Source organism: Streptomyces sp. JLYT201, from assembly GCF_059448825.1.
Genome location: NZ_CM182551.1, coordinates 7,215,347 through 7,234,046, shown reverse-complemented (window position 1 = coordinate 7,234,046; position 18,700 = coordinate 7,215,347). Strand labels below are relative to the sequence as shown.

Genomic DNA, 18,700 nt, shown 5'->3' with positions numbered 1-18,700 from the left:
TACGCACGTCCCCCTCTCTCACCATCACGGAGTACCACCATGAGCAAGCGCAACAGCCAGGCCGCCAAGCAGGCCGCCCGCGAGCGGATCCGCGCCCAGCAGGAGGCCGAGCGCCAGCGCGAGAAGCGCAAGCGGTCGATCATCGTCGGCGCATCCGTCGTCGGCGTCATCGCCATCGCCGGCGGCATCGGCTACGCCGTCGTCCAGAACAACAAGCCCGGCTACTGGGAAGAGGCCAAGGACCAGAAGCTGGTCAAGCCCGCCAACACCTCGGGCAAGGACGGCACGACGATCGTCGTCGGCAAGGCGAGCGCCAAGAAGACCCTGAAGGTCTACGAGGACCCGCGCTGCCCGATCTGCGCCAGCTTCGAGCAGGCCGTCGGCCCGACCGTCGAGAAGGACCTCAAGGACGGCAAGTACAAGGTCCAGTTCGTCGGCGCGACCTTCCTCGACCGCAACTTCCCCGGCGAGGGCTCGCGCAACGCGATGAGCGCGCTCGGCGCTGCCCTGAACGTCTCCCCGGACGCCTTCCTCGCCTACAAGAAGGCCCTGTACTCCGCCGACAACCACCCCGCGGAGGACCAGGACAAGTTCAAGGACGACTCCTACCTCCTGAAGATCGCCAACGAGGTGCCCGAGCTCAAGAAGAGCGCGGCCTTCAAGAAGGACGTCAAGGACGGCACCTACGACCGCTGGGCCCTGGCCGTGTCGGACGCCTTCAGCGACAACAAGGACGGCGTCGAGGGCACCCCGGCCTTCGTCATGAACGGCAAGCAGCTCAAGGGCGCCGACGGCCGCAACGCCCCGATGACGCCCGAGGACTTCACCAAGGCCGTGGACAAGGCCCTGAAGGCCTGACCGGGAGTCATCACGCAAGCGCAGTAGACGGCTTGAGGAAGAGCGGGCGAACTTTTCGAGGGCGCCCGCTCTTTCCGCGTTACTGGTCCGTAGGGTTCCTCCTCGTGACCAGTCGAATAGACAACAACTCCCCCGCGGCCGCCGAGGACTCCGGCAGACCGCGGGCCGCCGCACTCACACCGCGCCGCCGGACCGTCGTCAAGGCCGCGGCCGCCACCGCCGTCCTCGCCGCGCCGCTCGCGGCAGCGGGGACCGCCCGCGCCGCCGACGGCCCGGCCTTCGCGCACGGCGTCGCCTCCGGCGACCCGCTGCCCGACGGCGTCCTGCTCTGGACGCGCGTCACGCCGACCCCGGACGCGGTGCCCGGCTCCGGCAAGGGCCCCGACGTGCAGGTGGGTTGGGAGGTGGCCGAGGACAAGGGCTTCACCCGGGTCGTCGGCCGGGGAACCACCACCGCGACGGCGGCGAGCGACCACACCGTCAAGGCGGATGTAAGGGGCTTGCGCCAGGCCACCACCTATTACTACCGCTTCTCCGTAGAGGGCGGTTCCACGGTGCGCTCGCCCGTCGGCCGGACCCGCACCGCGCCCGCGCACGACGCGGCCGCGCCCGGCGTCCGCTTCGGCGTGGTCTCCTGCGCCAACTGGGAGGCGGGCTACTTCTCGTCGTACCGCCACCTCGCGGCCCGCACCGAGCTCGACGCGGTCCTGCACCTCGGCGACTACCTGTACGAGTACGCGTCCGGCGGCTACGCCTCCACCCGCGGCCTGGTGCGCGAGCACCGCCCCCAGCACGAAATCGTCACGCTCGCCGACTACCGCGAGCGCCACGGCGTCCACAAGACCGACCCGGACGCCCTGGCGATGCACGCCACGCACCCGGTCATCGCGATCTGGGACGACCACGAGGTCGCCAACGACGCCTGGTCCGGCGGCGCGGAGAACCACCAGCCCGAGACCGAGGGCCCCTGGGCCGCGCGCGTGGCCGCCGCCAAGCAGGCGTACTTCGAGTGGATGCCGGTCCGCCCCTCCACCGAGGGCACCGTCTACCGCCGCCTGCGCTTCGGCAAGCTGGCCGATCTGCACCTGCTCGACCTGCGCTCGTTCCGCTCCCAGCAGGCCAAGCCCGGCAGCGGCGCCGTGGACTCGCCGGAGCGCACGATCACGGGGCGCGCCCAGCTCGACTGGCTGAAGGCGGGCCTGGCCTCCTCCGACGCCGCGTGGAAGCTGGTGGGCACCTCGGTGATGATCTCGCCGGTGGCCTTCGGCTCGCTCCCGGCGTATCTGCTCGCGCCGCTTGCCGAGCTGCTCGGCCTGCCCAAGGAGGGCCTGGCCGTCAACACCGACCAGTGGGACGGCTACACGCACGACCGCAAGGAGCTGATCGGGCACCTGCGGGACAAGGGCGTCGAGAACACGGTGTTCCTGACCGGCGACATCCACATGGCCTGGGCGAACGACGTGCCCGTCACGGCCGCCACGTACCCGTCGTCGCCGTCGGCCGCCACGGAGTTCGTCGTCACGTCCGTGACCTCCGACAACGTCGACGACTATCTGAAGGTGGCGCCGCACACGCTGTCGCTCGTCGGCGTGGCCGCCGTCAAGGCCGCCAACCGCCATGTGAAGTGGCTGGACATGGACTCGCACGGCTACGGCGTCCTCGACGTGACCGCCGAGCGCTCGCAGATGGACTACTACGTGGTCTCCGACCGCAAGGACCCCAAGGCCACGTCGTCCTGGGCCCGCTCGTACCGAACGCTCAGCGGGACGCAGAAGGTGGAGCGGGTGCGCGAGCCGGTGCGCTGACCGCTCGCCGGGCACGGTGGCGCACGCGCGTCACCGTGCCCCGCCGACGCCCCCTAGAGGGTCTGGAGGAAGCCGAGGGCCGTGCGCCAGGTGGTCTCGGCCGCGTCGGCGTCGTAGTCGTCCAGGTCCGGGTCGGTGAACAGGTGGCCCGCCCCGGCGTAGCGGTAGACCTCCACGTCGGCGCCGATCCGGCCCATCCGCAGGTACCAGGCGCTCAGCCAGTCGTCCGTCTCGAACGGGTCGGGCTCGGCGACGTGCAGCTGCACCGGCAGGCCGTCCACCGACGCGTTCTCGGCGATGTCGCTCGTGCCGTGCAGGAGCAGCAGGCCGCGCGCCTTGTCGTCGCCGAGCGCGAGGGTCTGCGCGACCGAGGCGCCGAACGAGAAGCCCGCGTAGACCAGGCCGCGGTCCGAGTACGGCGCCGCGGCCAGAACCGCACGTTTGAGGAGCTCGTCCCTGCCCACTTCTTCCTGGTGGGCCATGCCCTCCTCGACGGTGTCGAAGACGCGCCCCTCGAAGAGGTCGGGGGTCCACACCTGGTGGCCCGCCGCGCGCAGCCGGTCGGCCGCCGCGCGCACCGCGGGCCGCAGCCCGTACGTCGAATGGAAAAGCACGATGTTCATGGCTCCATCGTGCCATCCGAGCCCACCCGTCCCACCTGCTCTCGATCGTCCCACCCGCTCCACCTACCCTCGGACACATGGAGAACGTCCTGCGACCGTTGATCGTGGTCGGCGCCGTACTCGTGCTCACCCTGGCCGTCGGCTGGCTGGTGGACACGGCACTGCGCCGTGCCGACGCCCTGCAGCCGCAGCGTCCCCTGTGGGGACTGCTCCGCCGCTGCCGCCTGCCCCTGCAAGTCGTCCTGTGCGCCGCCCTGCTGCGCGGCTCGTACGCGCACGCCAAGATCGCCGAGGACCACTCGGCGGGCATCGGCAGAGCCCTCACCCTGGTCCTGATCGGCTCGGTGGCCTGGCTCGCGGTGCGGATCTCCACGGCGATAGTGGAAGCGTCGTACGCGCGCTACGCCGCCACCCACCGCGACCCCGCCCGGGTGCGCCGCGTCCGTACGCAGGTGACGCTGATCCAGCGCGTCGTCGCGGCCCTGATCGGCGTGGTGGCGGTGGCCGCGATGCTGCTCACGTTCCCCGCGATGCAGGCGGCCGGGGCCTCGCTCCTGGCGTCCGCGGGCATCCTGGGCATCGTGGCGGGCGTCGCCGCGCAGTCCACGCTCGGGAACCTCTTCGCCGGGCTGCAGATCGCGTTCGGCGACATGGTGCGGATCGGCGACACCGTCGTCGTGGACGGCGAGTGGGGCACCGTCGAGGAGATCACGCTGACGTTCCTGGCCGTGCGCACCTGGGACGAGCGGCGGATCACGATGCCCGTCTCGTACTTCACGTCGAAGCCGTTCGAGAACTGGTCGCGCGGCGGCTCCCAGATGACCGGCACGGTCTTCTTCCACCTCGACCACACCGCCCCGGTCGCGGCCATGCGCGAGAAGCTGCACGACGTGCTGCGCGACTGCGCCGCCTGGGACGGCCGGGACTGGGGCCTGGCGGTGACCGACACCACGGTCAGCACGATCCAGGTGCGCGCGCTCGCCACCGCCAAGGACGCCGACGACATCTGGACGGTACGGGTCACGGTCCGCGAGCAGCTCGTCGCCTGGCTGGCCGAGCACCATCCGTACGCGCTGCCACGGGTCAACACCGCCTGGGCGGAGCTGCCGCCCGACGACGCCCGGCCGCGCCCGACGGCGCCGCACGCGCCGCGCACCGGCCGGGGCTGAGCCGGGCGCCCGTCAGCGCAGGCTGCGGACGTCGAGCTGGCGCAGGACCCGGTCCACGATCTCCGGGTCGGAGCCGGGCTCGCTGCGCGCGGAGAGGACCGCGTGCCGGGCCGCCGACATCATCTCGCGCTGGATGCGCTGGACCGCCTTGAAGCGGTCGACGCGCTTGGCGTACCGCTCGCGCCGCTCGTCGTCGACGATGTCCGGGCTGATCCGGGCGCCGATGTCGAAGGCGCCGCGCAGGAGCCGCTCGGACAGCTCCTCGGGCAGCTCCTCGACCTCCTCGATCTCCCGGAGCCGGGCCTTGGCGGCCTTGGCGGCGCGCAGGGCGAGAGCGCGCTCCAGGGCCCGCTCGGCGTCGGTGTCCGCGCGGACGCCGAGCTTCTTCACCAGCCAGGGCAGGGTCAGGCCCTGGGCGACGAGCGTGGCCATGATGACGCAGAAGGCGATGAAGACGACCTCGTCGCGGCCCGGGAACGGGGCTCCGTCGTCCGTCTTGAGCGGGATGGCGAGGGCGAGCGCGACCGAGGCGACGCCGCGCATCCCCGACCACCACATGACGACGGTCTCGCGCCACGACATCGGGATCTCCTCGTCGTAGTCGCGCCGCTGGTGCAGTCGTTTGGCGAGCCACGTCGCGGGCAGCAGCCACAGCAGCCGTACGCCGACGACGACGGCCACGACCGCGGCGCCCCAGCCGAGCATCTGCCACTCGCGCCCCTCGGACGTGCCGAAGACGTTGTGCAGTTCGAGCCCGATGAGCCCGAAGGCGACGCCGGTGACCAGCGTGTCGACGATCTGCCAGAAGGACTGGCCGGTGATCCGGCCGAGCACGTCGTCGGCGTCGACGGCGTGCTCGGCCAGATAGAGCGCGGTGGTCAGGACGGCGAGGACGCCGGAGCCGTGCAGCTCCTCGGCGAGGACGTAGGCGACGAACGGCACGAGCAGGGTCAGGCCCGTCTGGAGCGTCGCGTCGGCGAGCCGGCCCATCAGCTGGTTGCTCAGCCAGCCGAGCGCGAGCCCCACGGCCACGGCGACGACCGCGGAGAGCACGAGCTGACCGGCCGCCGACGGCCAGGAGAAGGTGCCGCTGACGGCGGCGGCGATCGCCACGTGGTAGAGCACGATCGCCGTGACGTCGTTGAACAGGCCCTCGCCCTCCAGGATCGACACCAGGCGCCGCGGCAGGCCTAGCGATCCGGCCACCGCGGTCGCCGCGACCGGGTCGGGCGGGGCGACGAGCGCGCCGAGGGCGAGCGCGGCGGCCAGCGGCAGGCCCGGCACGATCGCGTGCGCGACGGCCGCGACGGCCGCCGTCGTCACGAAGACGAGGGCGACGGCGAGCAGCAGGATGGGGCGGATGTTGGCCGCGAACTGCCGCCAGGACGTGCGCTGCACGGCGGCGTAGAGCAGCGGCGGAAGCACCAGCGGAAGGATGAAGTCCGGCGGGACGTCCACGTTCGGCACGAAGGGCAGATACGCGAGGACGATGCCCCCGAGCGTCATCAGGACGGGCGCGGGGAGCCCGAGCCGGTCCCCCACCGGCACCGTCACCACGGCTCCCAGCAACAGGACGAGCAGCAGCGCCAGTTGATCCACGGGTGCCCTCCGGGAGCCGAGTCCTGCACGATCAGGACCTCAACCTTGCCACGGAAGGGGGCAAAGCGGGCGAATCACCCGCCCGCCCGGCTGCGTCCGGCTAGCGCAGTGCCTTGCGCATGGCCCGGTGCGGGATTCCCGCGTCGGGGAACTCCGGGCCGTACACCTCGTACCCCAGCCGTTCGTAGAACCCCAGGGCGTGCGTCTGCGCGTGCAGGTCGACGGCGCCGAGCCCGCGCTCGCGGGCGGCGTCCTCGATGGCCCGGACCAGCGCGGCGCCGACCCCGAGCCCGCGCGCGGAGCGCAGCACGGCCAGCCTGCCCAGGGCCCCCACGGTGGCGTCCCCGCCGTTCTTGACGGCCGCGGCCTCGCCCGTGAGGAGCCGGCCGGTGCCGAGCGGCGCCCCGTCCTCGCGGCGCACCGCGAGGACGTGCACGGCCCCCGTGTCGTACGCGTCGTACTCCAGGTCCTCGGGCACGCCCTGCTCGGCGACGAAGACCTCCTTGCGGACGGCGAAACAGGCGTCCAGGTCCTCCTGGCCGACCGCGACCCGGCAGGTCACGGGGGTGCTCACTGGCTCTCCGCCCGCACCCGGTCGAGGGCCTGCTGGAGGTCGTCGGGGTAGCCGCTCGCGTACTCGACCCACTGGCCGTCCCCGGGGTGCTCGAAGCCGAGCCGCACCGCGTGCAGCCACTGCCGGGTCAGGCCCAGGCGCTTGGCGATCGTCGGGTCCGCGCCGTACGTCAGGTCGCCCACGCACGGGTGGCGGTGGGCGGCCATGTGGACGCGGATCTGGTGGGTGCGGCCCGTCTCCAGCTTGATGTCGAGCAGCGAGGCGGAGCGGAAGGCCTCCATCAGGTCGTAGTGCGTGACCGAGGGCTTGCCCTCGGCGGTGACCGCCCACTTGTAGTCGTGGTTCGGGTGGCGGCCGATGGGGGCGTCGATGGTGCCGCTCATGGGGTCGGGGTGGCCCTGCACCAGCGCGTTGTACCGCTTGTCGACCGTGCGCTCCTTGAACTGGCGCTTCAGCGACGTGTACGCCCGCTCGGACTTGGCGACCACCATCAGGCCCGAGGTGCCCACGTCCAGGCGGTGCACGATGCCCTGGCGCTCGGCGGCGCCGGACGTCGAGATGCGGTACCCCGCCGCCGCGAGGCCGCCGATCACGGTGGTGCCGGTCCAGCCGGGGCTCGGGTGCGCGGCGACGCCGATGGGCTTGACGATCACGACGATGTCCTCGTCGTCGTGCACGATCTCCATGCCCTCGACGGGCTCGGCGACGATCTGCACCGGGGCGGGCGCCTGCGGCATCTCCACCTCCAGCCAGGCGCCGCCGTGCACGCGCTCGGACTTGCCGGCGACCGCGCCGTCGACCAGCACCTTGCCGGCGGCCGCGAGCTCGGCGGCCTTCGTGCGGGAGAACCCGAACATGCGCGAGATGGCGGCGTCGACGCGCTCGCCCTCCAGGCCGTCGGGCACGGGCAGGGTACGGATCTCGGGAATCGTGCTCACCCCACGAGTATGCAGGAGGGGGCGGACACTCCCGTACCGAAGGCCCCGCGCGCGGGGCCTTCGGTACGGGTCAGTCCTTGTGCACGGTCCCGTCCGGGTCGAGCCCGCGGAAGGAGAGCAGCACGATCAGGATGCCGCCGCAGACGATCGCCGAGTCCGCGAGGTTGAACACCGCGAAGCCCTTGGGGGCGATGAAGTCGACGACCGCGCCCTTGAAGACGCCGGGCGAGCGGAAGATCCGGTCGGTCAGGTTGCCGAGCGCGCCGCCGAGCAGCAGGCCGAGCGCGATCGCCCACGGCAGGCTGTAGAGCTTGCGCGCGAGCCGGGCGATCACCACGATCACGCCCGCGGCGATCACCGTGAAGATGATGGTGTAGGCCTCGCCCATGCCGAAGGCGGCGCCCGCGTTGCGGATCGCGTTGAAGCGCAGCAGGTCACCGACCACGTCGATCGGCTCGTGGTGCTCCAGTTTGGCGACCACGACCATCTTGCTGACGAGGTCCAGGGCGTACGCGACCAGGGCCACACCGAAGAGCACGGCGATCTTGCGCTTGCCCGTGGGCTTCTGCGCGCCCTCGGCGTCCTGGCCGCCCCCGGCGTCCTGGCCGCCGTCGGCGCCGTGCTCTGCCTCAGGGATGTCCGGCGTACCGATGATGCGCTCCGCCTCTGCCACGTGAATCCCTCAACCTAGGTACCTGACTGGGACGAGGGTACGACACACGCATAAGGCAGCCGGTTTCCAGGCCGCGCTCAGGAGCGCCGCTCCTGCTTCTGCTTGCACTCGACGCACAGGGTCGCGCGCGGGAAGGCCTGCATGCGGGCCTTGCCGATCGGGTTGCCGCAGTTCTCGCAGAGCCCGTACGTGCCCGCGTCGAGGCGCTCCAGGGCGCGCTCGGTCTGCTCCAGCATCTCCCGGGCGTTCGCGGCCAGGGCCATCTCGTGCTCGCGCGTGATGTTCTTGGTGCCGGTGTCTGCCTGGTCGTCGCCCGCGCCGTCCCCGGAGTCCCGCATCAGCCCCGCCAGGGACGTCTCGGACGCCTCGATCTCGGTGCGCAGGCGCATCGTCTCCGCCATCAGCTCGGTCCGCGCCTCGGCGACCTCGGCCGGGGTCCACGGGTCCTCACCGGGTCGCACCGCGAGCTCGCCGGGCACGGTCGCGGCCCGCGCCTTCGGTACCGTTCCCGCCTTCGTCGCGGCTGCCGCCTGCTGCGTCGCCGTCGCCGTGCCCGGAGTCTTCTTCGCAACCACTGTCGTGGCTCCCGTCGTCTCCGCGGCCTGAGCCGCATCCTCGGCCGCGGGCGCGGCCGTCTTCTTGGCCGAACGTGTGCTGGTCCCTCGGTTCCTCGCCGTGGTCCCCGTCCCCTTCTTGGACGCACCACGACCCCCGCTCACCTCCCTGCCGGGGGCGGTACCTCCCGCCGCGCCCTCGCTCCCGGCCACGGCCGCCGTTTCGGCCGGTGCCTGCGGCCGGGCCACCGCTCCGGCCGCCGCCGTCTTCTTGGCCGGGGCCTTCTGGGGGGCCGCCTGTTTGGCCGCCCCCTTCTTGGCCGGGGTCTTCTTGGCGGCAGCCTTCTTGGCAACTGCCTTCTCGACCGGGGCCTTCTCGGCGGCAACCTTCTTGGTCGCCGCCTTCTTGGTCGCGGTCTTCTTGGCCACGGCCTTCTCCGCCGGTGGTGCCTGCTCGGCGCCCGCCTCCTCGGGCGGGGCCTTCGCAGCCGCCTTCTTGCCCGCGGCCTCCTTGGCCGGGACCTTCTTGGCCGTCTTCTTCGTGACCGCGGCCGAGGCCGTCTTCGAAGCGGCGGCCTTCTTGGCGGGGGCCTTGGCGGGGGCCTTCGCCGTGGCCTTGGCAGCGGCCGCCCTCCCGGCCGGGGCTCCGGAGGCAGCCGCCTTCTTCGCGGCGGCCTTCGTGGCCGTCTTCTTCGGCCCCTCCCCGGCGGCGCCCGCCGCCTTGCCCGCCCGCACGGTCTTCACGGCGCGGGACGCCTTGCCGCCCCCTTCCGCGGCCGCCCCGCCGGCCCCCGCGGCTGTGGATCTGCTGGACGCCGACTGCTGTACGGCGGTCTTCTTCGCCACCATGGCCGCGGCCCCTTCACATATTGTGATCTTGCACGCGAATCGTGCTGGGACGATAAATCGACTCCAGGCCCGCGGCAACGGGGCACGCCGCTCGATTCGCCCGCCCCACGGGTGCCGCGCGGCGAGCCTTCATGCGTTGTGCCCAGCTCCCCGCCCCGTAATCCGCCGGCCGGGGCGCACCGGGACGCGTTGGCGCGCGTCTCGCCATTCGGGTCAGTACGCCCCTCGCGCCCCGTACCGCCCGGGGCCCGTCGAAATCCGGTGGGCCGCCCCTCCCCGGGCGCCGTACACTGGCCGGAGCGAAAAGCTTGGATGGGGACGAGTAGCGACGTACGCAGCCATGAGCGACCCGGGGACGGTGCGAGCCCGGGGGCGAGCGCGACGTGAAGATCACCCCGGAGCCGCCGGAGGAAAGCCGCAGCCCACCGCCGTAGAGGCGGGGCAGAGGCGAGTAGAACCGGCATCGCGACCCCAATGAGGGGGTCGTCAAGAGCGCCACCGGCGCCACGACGGCCAAGGAGGGTGGTACCGCGGGAGCGCAGACAAGGCTCTCGTCCCTCCGACGGAACGGAACGCACGTCCGCCGGAGGAAGCGCGATATGACGCCGCCGCAGTACCGCCAGGTACCCGCCCAGGTCGACCTGCCCGCCCTCGAGCACGCCGTGCTCGACTTCTGGCGCGAGCAGAAGATCTTCGCCAAGAGCCTGGAGCAGTCCGAGGGCCGCCCCGAGTGGGTGTTCTACGAGGGCCCGCCCACCGCCAACGGCATGCCGGGCGCCCACCACATCGAGGCCCGCGTCTTCAAGGACGTCTTCCCGCGCTTCCGCACCATGCGCGGCTACCACGTGGCGCGCAAGGCCGGCTGGGACTGCCACGGCCTGCCCGTCGAGCTGGCGGTCGAGAAGGAACTCGGCTTCAACGGCAAGAAGGACATCGAGGCGTACGGCATCGCCGAGTTCAACGCCAAGTGCCGCGAGTCCGTGACCCGCCACACCGACGCCTTCGCCGAGCTCACGACCCGCATGGGCTACTGGGTCGACCTGGACGACGCGTACCGGACGATGAACCCGGAGTACGTGGACTCCGTCTGGTGGTCCCTGAAGGAGATCTTCAAGAAGGACCTCCTCGTCCAGGACCACCGCGTCGCCCCCTGGTGCCCCCGCTGCGGCACCGGCCTGTCCGACCACGAGCTGGCGCAGGGCTACGAAACGGTCGTCGACCCGTCCGTCTACGTCCGCTTCCCGCTCACCGGCGGCCCCCTCGCGGGCGAGGCCGCCCTCCTGGTGTGGACGACGACCCCCTGGACCCTGGTGTCCAACACGGCCGTCGCCGCCCACCCGGACGTCACCTACGTGGTCGCGACCGACGGCAAGGAGAAGCTGGTCGTCGCCGAGCCCCTGGTCGAGAAGGCCCTCGGCGAGGGCTGGGAGACCACGGGCCAGACGTTCACGGGCACCGAGATGGAACGCTGGACCTACCAGCGCCCCTTCGAGCTGGTGGAGTTCCCCGCTCCGGCGCACTACGTGGTCAACGCCGACTACGTGACCACGGAGGACGGCACCGGTCTCGTCCACCAGTCCCCCGCCTTCGGTGAGGACGACCTCAAGGTCTGCCGGTCGTACGGCCTGCCCGTCGTGAACCCCGTCCGCCCGGACGGCACCTTCGAGGAGGACGTCCCGCTGGTCGGCGGCGTCTTCTTCAAGAAGGCCGACGAGACGCTCACCCAGGACCTGGACGACCGCGGCCTGCTCTTCAAGCACATCGCGTACGAGCACAGCTACCCCCACTGCTGGCGCTGCCACACCGCGCTCCTGTACTACGCGCAGCCGTCCTGGTACATCCGCACCACGAAGGTCAAGGACCGCCTCCTCCAGGAGAACGAGAAGACCAACTGGTTCCCCGAGTCGGTCAAGCACGGCCGCTTCGGCGACTGGCTGACCAACAACGTCGACTGGGCCCTGTCCCGCAACCGCTACTGGGGCACCCCGCTGCCCATCTGGCGCTGCGAGGAGAACCACCTCACCTGCGTCGGCTCGCGCGCGGAGCTCACCGAGCTGACCGGCACCGACCAGACGGACCTGGACCCGCACCGCCCGTTCATCGACGACATCACCTTCACCTGCACCCACGAGGGCTGCTCCCTCGAAGCGGTGCGCGTGCCGGAGGTCATCGACGCCTGGTACGACTCGGGCTCGATGCCGTTCGCACAGTGGGGCTACCCGTACAAGAACAAGGAACTGTTCGAGTCCCGCTACCCGGCGCAGTTCATCAGCGAGGCCATCGACCAGACCCGCGGCTGGTTCTACACGCTGATGGCCGTCGGCACGCTCGTCTTCGACAAGTCGAGCTACGAGAACGTCGTCTGCCTCGGCCACATCCTCGCCGAGGACGGCCGCAAGATGTCCAAGCACCTGGGCAACATCCTCCAGCCGATCCCGCTGATGGACCAGCACGGCGCCGACGCGGTCCGCTGGTTCATGGCCGCGGGCGGCTCCCCCTGGGCGGCCCGCCGCGTGGGCCACGGCACGATCCAGGAGGTCGTCCGCAAGACCCTCCTGACGTACTGGAACACGGTGGCCTTCCAGGCGCTGTACGCCCGTACGTCGAAGTGGGCGCCCTCGGACGCCGACCCGGCGCCCGCCGACCGCCCGCTCCTCGACCGCTGGCTGCTCAGCGAGCTGCACGCGCTCACCGACCAGGTGACGCAGGCCCTGGACGCCTACGACACCCAGCGCGCGGGCAAGCTCCTGTCGGCCTTCGTCGACAACCTCTCCAACTGGTACGTGCGCCGCTCGCGCCGCCGCTTCTGGCAGGGCGACAAGGCGGCGCTGCGCACCCTGCACGAGGTCGTCGAGACGGTCACGCGCCTGCTCGCCCCGCTGACGCCGTTCATCACCGAGCGCGTCTGGCAGGACCTGATCGTGCCCGTCACCCCGGACGCCCCGGAGTCGGTGCACCTGTCCACCTGGCCGGAGGCCGACCTGTCGGCCGTCGACCCGGAGCTCTCGCGGCAGATGGTCCTGGTCCGGCGCCTGGTGGAGCTCGGCCGCGCCTCGCGTGCCGAATCGGGCGTCAAGACCCGTCAGCCGCTGTCCCGCGCCCTGGTCGCGGCCTCCGGCTTCGAGACGCTGGGCGAGGAGCTGCGCGCCCAGATCACCGAAGAGCTGAACGTGTCCTCCCTCGCCTCGCTCTCCGAGGTCGGCGGCTCCCTGGTCGACACCACCGCGAAGGCCAACTTCCGCGCCCTCGGCAAGCGGTTCGGCAAGGGCGTCCAGGCGGTGGCCAAGGCCGTCGCCGAGGCCGACGCGGCCGCGCTGTCCCTCGCCCTGCGCGAGGGCACCGCGTCCGTCGAGGTCGACGGCGAGACCGTGACGCTCGCCCCGGACGAGGTCATCATCACCGAAACCCCGCGCGAGGGCTGGTCGGTGGCGTCCGACTCCGGCGCCACGGTCGCCCTCGACCTGGAGCTCACGGACGAGCTGCGCCGGGCGGGCCTCGCGCGGGACGCGATCCGACTGATCCAGGAGGCCCGCAAGAACAGCGGCCTGGACGTCGCGGACCGCATCGCCCTGCGCTGGACGTCCGCGGACGAGGCCACGGTCACGGCCCTCACCGACCACGCGGCCCTCATCGCCGACGAGGTCCTGGCCACGGACTTCGCCTCCGGCGACGCGGACGACAGCTATGGCGAGCCGTTCAAGGACGACTCCCTGAACCTGACGTTCCGCCTCCGCAAGGCGTAACCCCGACGACCGAAGGCCCGGTCCCGCCAAGCTGCTTGGCGGGACCGGGCCTTCGTCATGTCGTACGCGCCACCGTGCACGGCGGGAACCGGGCAGCGCACACACGGCAGCACGCGCGGCAGCGCACACGGCAGCACGCGCGCGGGAGCACGCGCAAAAGGGCGGAGCCCCCGGGGAATCCGGGGGCTCCGCCCTGAACGCTGCCGACGCCTATGGCGTGGTGTCGCCCGTCAGTTGTCGTCCTCGTCGATGAGGAAGCCGCGCATCGGGGACGGAGCCTGCTGCATCGGCGGCTGGCCCTGCGGCCGCACCGGCGCCATCGGCTGCGTCATCGCGGGCGACATCTGCTGCTGGCCGCCGTACGACGGACCGCCCGCGGGCTGGTTGCCGCCCATCGACTGGTTGCCGCCGTAGGACGGGGCACCCGCGCCGGCCGGGGCCATCGAAGGCGCCGGGGACGGCGGCAGCGAGGCGGTCGCCGGAGTGCGCGGCGGGGCGAGCGAGTCGTCGGCCTGGGTCTCCAGCTGACGCAGCTGCGACTCCAGGTAGGACTTCAGTCGCGTGCGGTACTCGCGCTCGAAGCCGCGCAGGTCCTCGACCTTGCGCTCCAGGGTGGCGCGGGCGGACTCCAGGGAGCCCATCGCGACCCGGTGCTTCTCCTGCGCGTCCCGCTCCAGGGCGTCGGCCTTGGCACGGGCGTCCCGCTCCAGACCTTCGGCGCGCGAACGGGCCTCGCCCACGATCTTGTTGGCCTCGGAACGGGCCTCGGCGATCGCCTGGTCGGCGGTCTGCTGCGCGAGCGAGAGCACACGGGCGGCGCTGTCGCCGCCGGGGCCCTGGCCGGGCTGCGGCATCTGCGGGCCGTGGCCGCCCATGGGACCGCCCATGGGGCCACCCATCTGCCCCTGGCCCATCGGACCCTGACCCATCGGGCCGGGACCCTGCGGACCACCCTGCGGGCCGTGCCCGCTGGGGCCTGCGGGCAGCTGCGGCGCACCGCCGGGCAGCTGCGGCGGGCCGCCCATCGGGCCGCCCATCTGCTGCTGCGGCGGAACCGGCTGCGGACCAGATATTGCGGCGGGCACGGGCGCGCCGGGACCTCGCTGGTCCTGGGGGCCGCCCTCGGGGCCCTTGCGCATGTTGCCCTGCTGCTGGTTCTGCGCGGCCGCGCGCGTGGCGGCGGCCAGCTTCGCGCGCAGGTCCTCGTTCTCGCGGAGCAGGCGCGTCAGTTCGGCTTCGACCTCATCGAGGAAGGCATCGACCTCGTCCTCGTCATAGCCTTCTCGGAGGCGGACGGTCGTGAACTGCTTGTTCCGCACGTCCTCGGGGGTCAACGGCATCTCTTCACCTCAACGTAGTCGTCGGCATTCGGCAAGACCGTATCGTTCACAGCTGGCTCACGACGGTGATCAGGATGTAGACGATGATCATCAGTACGAAGAAGGACAGGTCGAGCGCCACGCCGCCGAGACGTAGCGGCGGAATGAACCGCCGCAGAAGCTTGAGCGGTGGATCGGTGACAGTGTAGGTGGCCTCCAGAACGACCACCATCGCCTTGCCGGGTTGCCATGAGCGGGCGAACTGGAAGACGTAGTCCATGACCAGCCGGAAGATCAGCACGATGAGGAAACACATCAGCGCGATGTAGATCACTTGCAAGGCCACGCCCATGTCCGCGTTTCCCTCTCCCCTGCTTCTGGTCGCATCCGCGCTGAATCGGTCCGGTACTGCTGCTGGCTACTGCACTGCGTCTCAGCTCTGGTTGAAGAACCCGCCCTCTGCGATACGGGCCTTGTCCTCCGCCGTGACATCGACGTTAGCAGGCGACAACAGGAACACCTTCTGCGTCACTCGCTCGATACTGCCATGCAGACCGAAGACCAGACCGGCGGCAAAGTCGACAAGTCGCTTCGCGTCGGTGTCGTCCATCTCCGTCAAGTTCATGATCACCGGGGTGCCTTCGCGGAAGTGTTCCCCGATGGTACGGGCTTCGTTGTAGGTCCGGGGGTGAAGCGTGGTGATGCGGTAGGGCTCACGCTCGGACACGACCTTGGGCATGATCACCGGTGCGTTCTTCTCCAGGCTCTGACGTTCAGGTGTGATAGATGCCACGGGGGCGATTCGCGCCGGTCGTCCCGATTCGGCGGCAAGCGAAGCGGGTCGCGGCGCCGGCTCGCGCTGCGCCGGCGGCTGCACCACTCGTACCGATTCGTCCCTTTCCAAGTCCCGGTCTGCAAGGTGGGACTGGTGCGACTGGTGCGGTGGTTCGTGCCGCCGGCGGTCGCGCTCGGGCTCCGGCTCGGGCTCGAAATCGTCATCGGGGTCGAAGCCCCGGCCGTCGTAACCGTCGTCCTCCACGAGGCCGAGGTAGACCGCCATCTTGCGCATCGCGCCGGCCATGCTCTGAGTCCTCCGCTCTGTGGTGGATCGAGAGGGTCGTCACCAACTGCCCGCGATCCACGAGCCATCCCCGCTCAGCGGTGGGAATGACCATATTTTCTGCTGTGGTCCGACTTCCTGGCGACGTTACCCGAGCCCGCGTCGGACTCCGAGTACCGCTGTCCCGACGCGCACATGTGTCGCACCGGCCGCAACGGCCTGTTCGAGGTCCGCACTCATACCTGCCGACACCATGTTCGCAGCCGGATGGGCCACGCGCAGGGCAGTCGACAAAACCATCAGCCGCTCGAACGCCGCCTGTTGCCGTCCCGCGTACTCCCCGGTGAGCGGCGCGACCGTCATCAGACCGTCGAGCCGGAGCCCGGGGGCGTCGGCCACGAGACCGGCCAACTCTTCGATTCCGCCGGGGCCGACGCCACCACGCTCCCCGCGGCCGCTCTCCCCGGCGTCGAGGGCCACCTGGAGCAGGCAGCCCACCTCCCGCTCGGCGCGCACGGCCGCGGCCGAAAGCGCGGTGACGAGCTTCGGCCGGTCCACCGACTGCACCACGTCCGCGTAACCGACCACGGAACGCACCTTGTTGGTCTGCAGCTGACCGACGAAGTGCCAGTCGAGCGGCAGGTCCGCGCAGGCGGCGGCCTTGGGGGCCGCGTCCTGGTCGCGGTTCTCGGCGACGTGCTGGACGCCGAGCTCCGCGAGCGCGCGTACGTCGCTCGCGGGGTAGGTCTTGGTGACCACGATGAGGGTCACTTCTTCGCGCTTGCGCCCGGCGGCCGCGCAGGCCGCCTCGATGCGCTCTTCCACCTGCGCCAGATTTGTGGCGAGTTCCGACTTACGGTCCGTCATGCCCCATCAGTCCAGCCAGACATAGCCCGCGAGCCGACCGGTGACGCGGTCGCGGCGGTAAGAGAAGTGGTCTCCCGACTCCAGCGTGCACACCGGCGACTGCTCCCGGTCGCGCACCCCGAGCCGCTCGAGCTGGGCGTGCACCCCGGCGGTCACGTCGACCGCGGGTGTGCCCCAGCTCGTGACGGCGTACGCCGCGCTTTCCACGGCGGCGACGTCGGCGCGCATGTCCGCGGGCACTTCGTAACAGCGGCCGCAGACGGCGGGCCCGGTGCGGGCCACGATCCGGCCGGGCTCCGCGCCGAGGGCCACCATGGCCTCGACGGCCGCGGGCACCACTCCGGCGATCATGCCGGGACGGCCCGCGTGCGCCGCGGCGGCGACGCCCGCCACCGGGTCGGCGAGGAGTACGGGGGTGCAGTCGGCGGTCAGCACGGCGAGGGCGAGGCCCCGCTCGGCGGTGACGACGGCGTCGACCGCCGGAACCTCCTGGTCCGCGGGCCAGGGCCCGTCGACCACGGCGACGTCCTTGCCGTGCACCTGGTTCATCCAGACCACCCGTCCCTGGTCGATGCCCAGGGACTTGGCGGCCAGTTCGCGGTTGTGCAGGACGGCGTCGGGGTCGTCGCCGACCGCTCCGCCGAGGTTGAGCTCCGCGTACGGAGCGGCGCTCACTCCGCCCCACCGGTCGGTGAAGGCGAAGTGCGCGCCGCTCACAGTGCTCGTTCCGGAGCGCTTGCCTATCACTTCAGGAAGTCCGGCACGTCCAGCTCTTCGGCCTGGCTGTCCTGGTGCAGACGGGTCGGCGGGACCTGCGGGGGCGTCACCGGCGTCGCGGGCGCCTCGTTCACCGGAGCCGGTTCGACGGGCTCCGGGGCCGGGGGCTCCTCGCGCGGAGTGACGCTGCCGAGGCCGCCGAAGGCCGGTCCCGGACGGGAGGACTCGGTGGGACGGCTCGCGGGAGCGGGCTCCTCGCGCTTGCTGGAGGCCGATCCCAGGACGTTGTCCCGCTTGGCCGGCGGCTGTCCGCCGTCGAACCCGGCGGCGATGACCGTGACCCGGACCTCGTCGCCGAGCGCGTCGTCGATGACCGCGCCGAAGATGATGTTGGCCTCCGGGTGGGCGGCCTCGCTCACCAGCTGGGCCGCCTCGTTGATCTCGAACAGGCCCAGGTCGGAGCCGCCGGAGATGGAGAGCAGCACCCCGCGGGCGCCGTCGATGGAGGCCTCCAGGAGCGGCGAGGAGATCGCCATCTCGGCCGCGGCCACCGCGCGGTCGTCGCCGCGGGCCGAGCCGATGCCCATGAGGGCCGAACCGGCCTCGGACATGACCGACTTGACGTCGGCGAAGTCGAGGTTGATCAGGCCGGGCGTGGTGATGAGGTCGGTGATGCCCTGAACGCCGGAGAGCAGGACCTGGTCGGCCGACTTGAAGGCGTCGAGCACGCTGACCTGGCGGTCCGAGATGGAGAGCAGCCGGTCGTTCGGGATGACGATGAGGGTGTCGACCTCTTCGCGGAGCTCGGCGATGCCGTCCTCCGCCTGGTTGGCGCGACGGCGGCCCTCGAAGGTGAACGGCCGGGTGACCACACCGATCGTCAGGGCGCCGAGGGAGCGCGCGATGTTGGCGACCACGGGCGCACCGCCCGTGCCGGTGCCGCCGCCCTCACCGGCCGTGACGAAGACCATGTCGGCCCCCTTGAGGACCTCCTCGATCTCCTCGCGGTGGTCCTCGGCGGCCTTGCGGCCGACGGCCGGGTTGGCGCCGGCGCCGAGTCCGCGGGTGAGTTCACGGCCGACGTCGAGCTTGACGTCGGCGTCGCTCATCAACAGGGCTTGCGCGTCGGTGTTGATGGCGATGAACTCGACGCCCTTGAGACCGACCTCGATCATCCGGTTGATGGCATTGACACCACCGCCGCCGACACCGATGACTTTGATGACTGCGAGGTAGTTCTGCGGTGCTGCCACGTCGAAGGCCTCTCGCCTCGAGTTACGTGTCGTCGTACCGCACTGCCGCGATACGCCGACTGATGCCGAATGGGACGGTCCGAATCGCCGACCCGAACC

16 protein-coding genes are annotated in these 18,700 nt (G+C 71.4%); 4 read left to right on the top strand and 12 right to left on the bottom strand.

The genetic code is table 11. From position 1 onward, the window contains the following. Positions 1–39: 39 nt before the first annotated feature. Both AC5WAM_RS30615 and AC5WAM_RS30610 read left to right on the top strand, forming a co-directional pair. A complete protein-coding gene (locus AC5WAM_RS30615; RefSeq protein WP_495519517.1) occupies positions 40–858 on the top strand; it encodes a thioredoxin domain-containing protein in 819 nt (272 codons plus the stop codon). Between the two features lie 104 nt (positions 859–962). Further along, positions 963–2,663: an alkaline phosphatase D family protein gene (locus AC5WAM_RS30610; protein ID WP_495519516.1), complete on the top strand. Its 1,701-nt coding sequence runs from the start codon at positions 963–965 to the stop codon at positions 2,661–2,663. A 53-nt stretch (positions 2,664–2,716) separates the two neighbouring features. Here AC5WAM_RS30610 and AC5WAM_RS30605 read toward each other — a convergent pair whose 3' ends face one another. Then, entirely contained in the window at positions 2,717–3,286 is a 570-nt protein-coding gene (locus AC5WAM_RS30605) for a dienelactone hydrolase family protein (protein ID WP_495519515.1), read from the bottom strand. A 77-nt stretch (positions 3,287–3,363) separates the two neighbouring features. Between AC5WAM_RS30605 and AC5WAM_RS30600 the strand changes: the two genes are divergently transcribed. Then, positions 3,364–4,455 (top strand): mechanosensitive ion channel family protein, encoded by a 1,092-nt coding sequence (locus tag AC5WAM_RS30600; protein WP_495519514.1) that lies wholly within the window; start codon positions 3,364–3,366, stop codon positions 4,453–4,455. A gap of 12 nt (positions 4,456–4,467) precedes the next feature. Here AC5WAM_RS30600 and AC5WAM_RS30595 read toward each other — a convergent pair whose 3' ends face one another. The 5 genes from AC5WAM_RS30595 to AC5WAM_RS30575 form a co-directional block, all read right to left on the bottom strand. After that, the gene (locus AC5WAM_RS30595) at positions 4,468–6,054 is read right to left on the bottom strand and encodes a Na+/H+ antiporter (protein ID WP_495519513.1); all 1,587 of its coding nucleotides are present in this window, start codon (positions 6,052–6,054) and stop codon (positions 4,468–4,470) included. A 100-nt stretch (positions 6,055–6,154) separates the two neighbouring features. Further along, the gene (locus AC5WAM_RS30590) at positions 6,155–6,628 is read right to left on the bottom strand and encodes a GNAT family N-acetyltransferase (protein WP_495519512.1); all 474 of its coding nucleotides are present in this window, start codon (positions 6,626–6,628) and stop codon (positions 6,155–6,157) included. Next, entirely contained in the window at positions 6,625–7,566 is a 942-nt protein-coding gene (locus AC5WAM_RS30585; RefSeq protein ID WP_138959220.1) for an RluA family pseudouridine synthase, read from the bottom strand. Before AC5WAM_RS30585 ends, AC5WAM_RS30590 begins: the two co-directional genes overlap by 4 nt. Before the next feature lie 70 nt (positions 7,567–7,636). After that, entirely contained in the window at positions 7,637–8,239 is a 603-nt protein-coding gene (lspA, locus tag AC5WAM_RS30580) for a signal peptidase II (protein WP_366790763.1), read from the bottom strand. 77 nt (positions 8,240–8,316) lie between these two features. Further along, the gene (locus AC5WAM_RS30575; RefSeq protein WP_495519511.1) at positions 8,317–9,642 is read right to left on the bottom strand and encodes a TraR/DksA family transcriptional regulator; all 1,326 of its coding nucleotides are present in this window, start codon (positions 9,640–9,642) and stop codon (positions 8,317–8,319) included. A gap of 599 nt (positions 9,643–10,241) precedes the next feature. Between AC5WAM_RS30575 and ileS the strand changes: the two genes are divergently transcribed. Further along, on the top strand, positions 10,242–13,385 hold the full coding sequence (ileS, locus tag AC5WAM_RS30570; protein ID WP_495519510.1) for an isoleucine--tRNA ligase: 3,144 nt from the start codon (positions 10,242–10,244) through the stop codon (positions 13,383–13,385). Positions 13,386–13,615: 230 nt separating this feature from the next. Here ileS and AC5WAM_RS30565 read toward each other — a convergent pair whose 3' ends face one another. From AC5WAM_RS30565 to ftsZ, 6 genes are all read right to left on the bottom strand, one after another. Continuing rightward, positions 13,616–14,725 (bottom strand): DivIVA domain-containing protein, encoded by a 1,110-nt coding sequence (locus AC5WAM_RS30565; RefSeq protein ID WP_138959224.1) that lies wholly within the window; start codon positions 14,723–14,725, stop codon positions 13,616–13,618. Between the two features lie 46 nt (positions 14,726–14,771). Next, positions 14,772–15,056 carry a YggT family protein gene (locus AC5WAM_RS30560; RefSeq protein ID WP_366790766.1) on the bottom strand — a complete coding sequence of 95 codons (285 nt, stop codon included), beginning with the start codon at positions 15,054–15,056 and terminating at the stop codon, positions 14,772–14,774. 81 nt (positions 15,057–15,137) lie between these two features. Beyond that, the gene (locus AC5WAM_RS30555; protein ID WP_399614448.1) at positions 15,138–15,785 is read right to left on the bottom strand and encodes a cell division protein SepF; all 648 of its coding nucleotides are present in this window, start codon (positions 15,783–15,785) and stop codon (positions 15,138–15,140) included. Between the two features lie 126 nt (positions 15,786–15,911). After that, positions 15,912–16,631: a YggS family pyridoxal phosphate-dependent enzyme gene (locus tag AC5WAM_RS30550; protein WP_495519509.1), complete on the bottom strand. Its 720-nt coding sequence runs from the start codon at positions 16,629–16,631 to the stop codon at positions 15,912–15,914. 6 nt (positions 16,632–16,637) lie between these two features. Further along, entirely contained in the window at positions 16,638–17,348 is a 711-nt protein-coding gene (pgeF, locus tag AC5WAM_RS30545; protein ID WP_495519508.1) for a peptidoglycan editing factor PgeF, read from the bottom strand. A 26-nt stretch (positions 17,349–17,374) separates the two neighbouring features. Then, entirely contained in the window at positions 17,375–18,601 is a 1,227-nt protein-coding gene (ftsZ, locus tag AC5WAM_RS30540) for a cell division protein FtsZ (RefSeq protein WP_138959228.1), read from the bottom strand. Positions 18,602–18,700 lie beyond the last annotated feature (99 nt).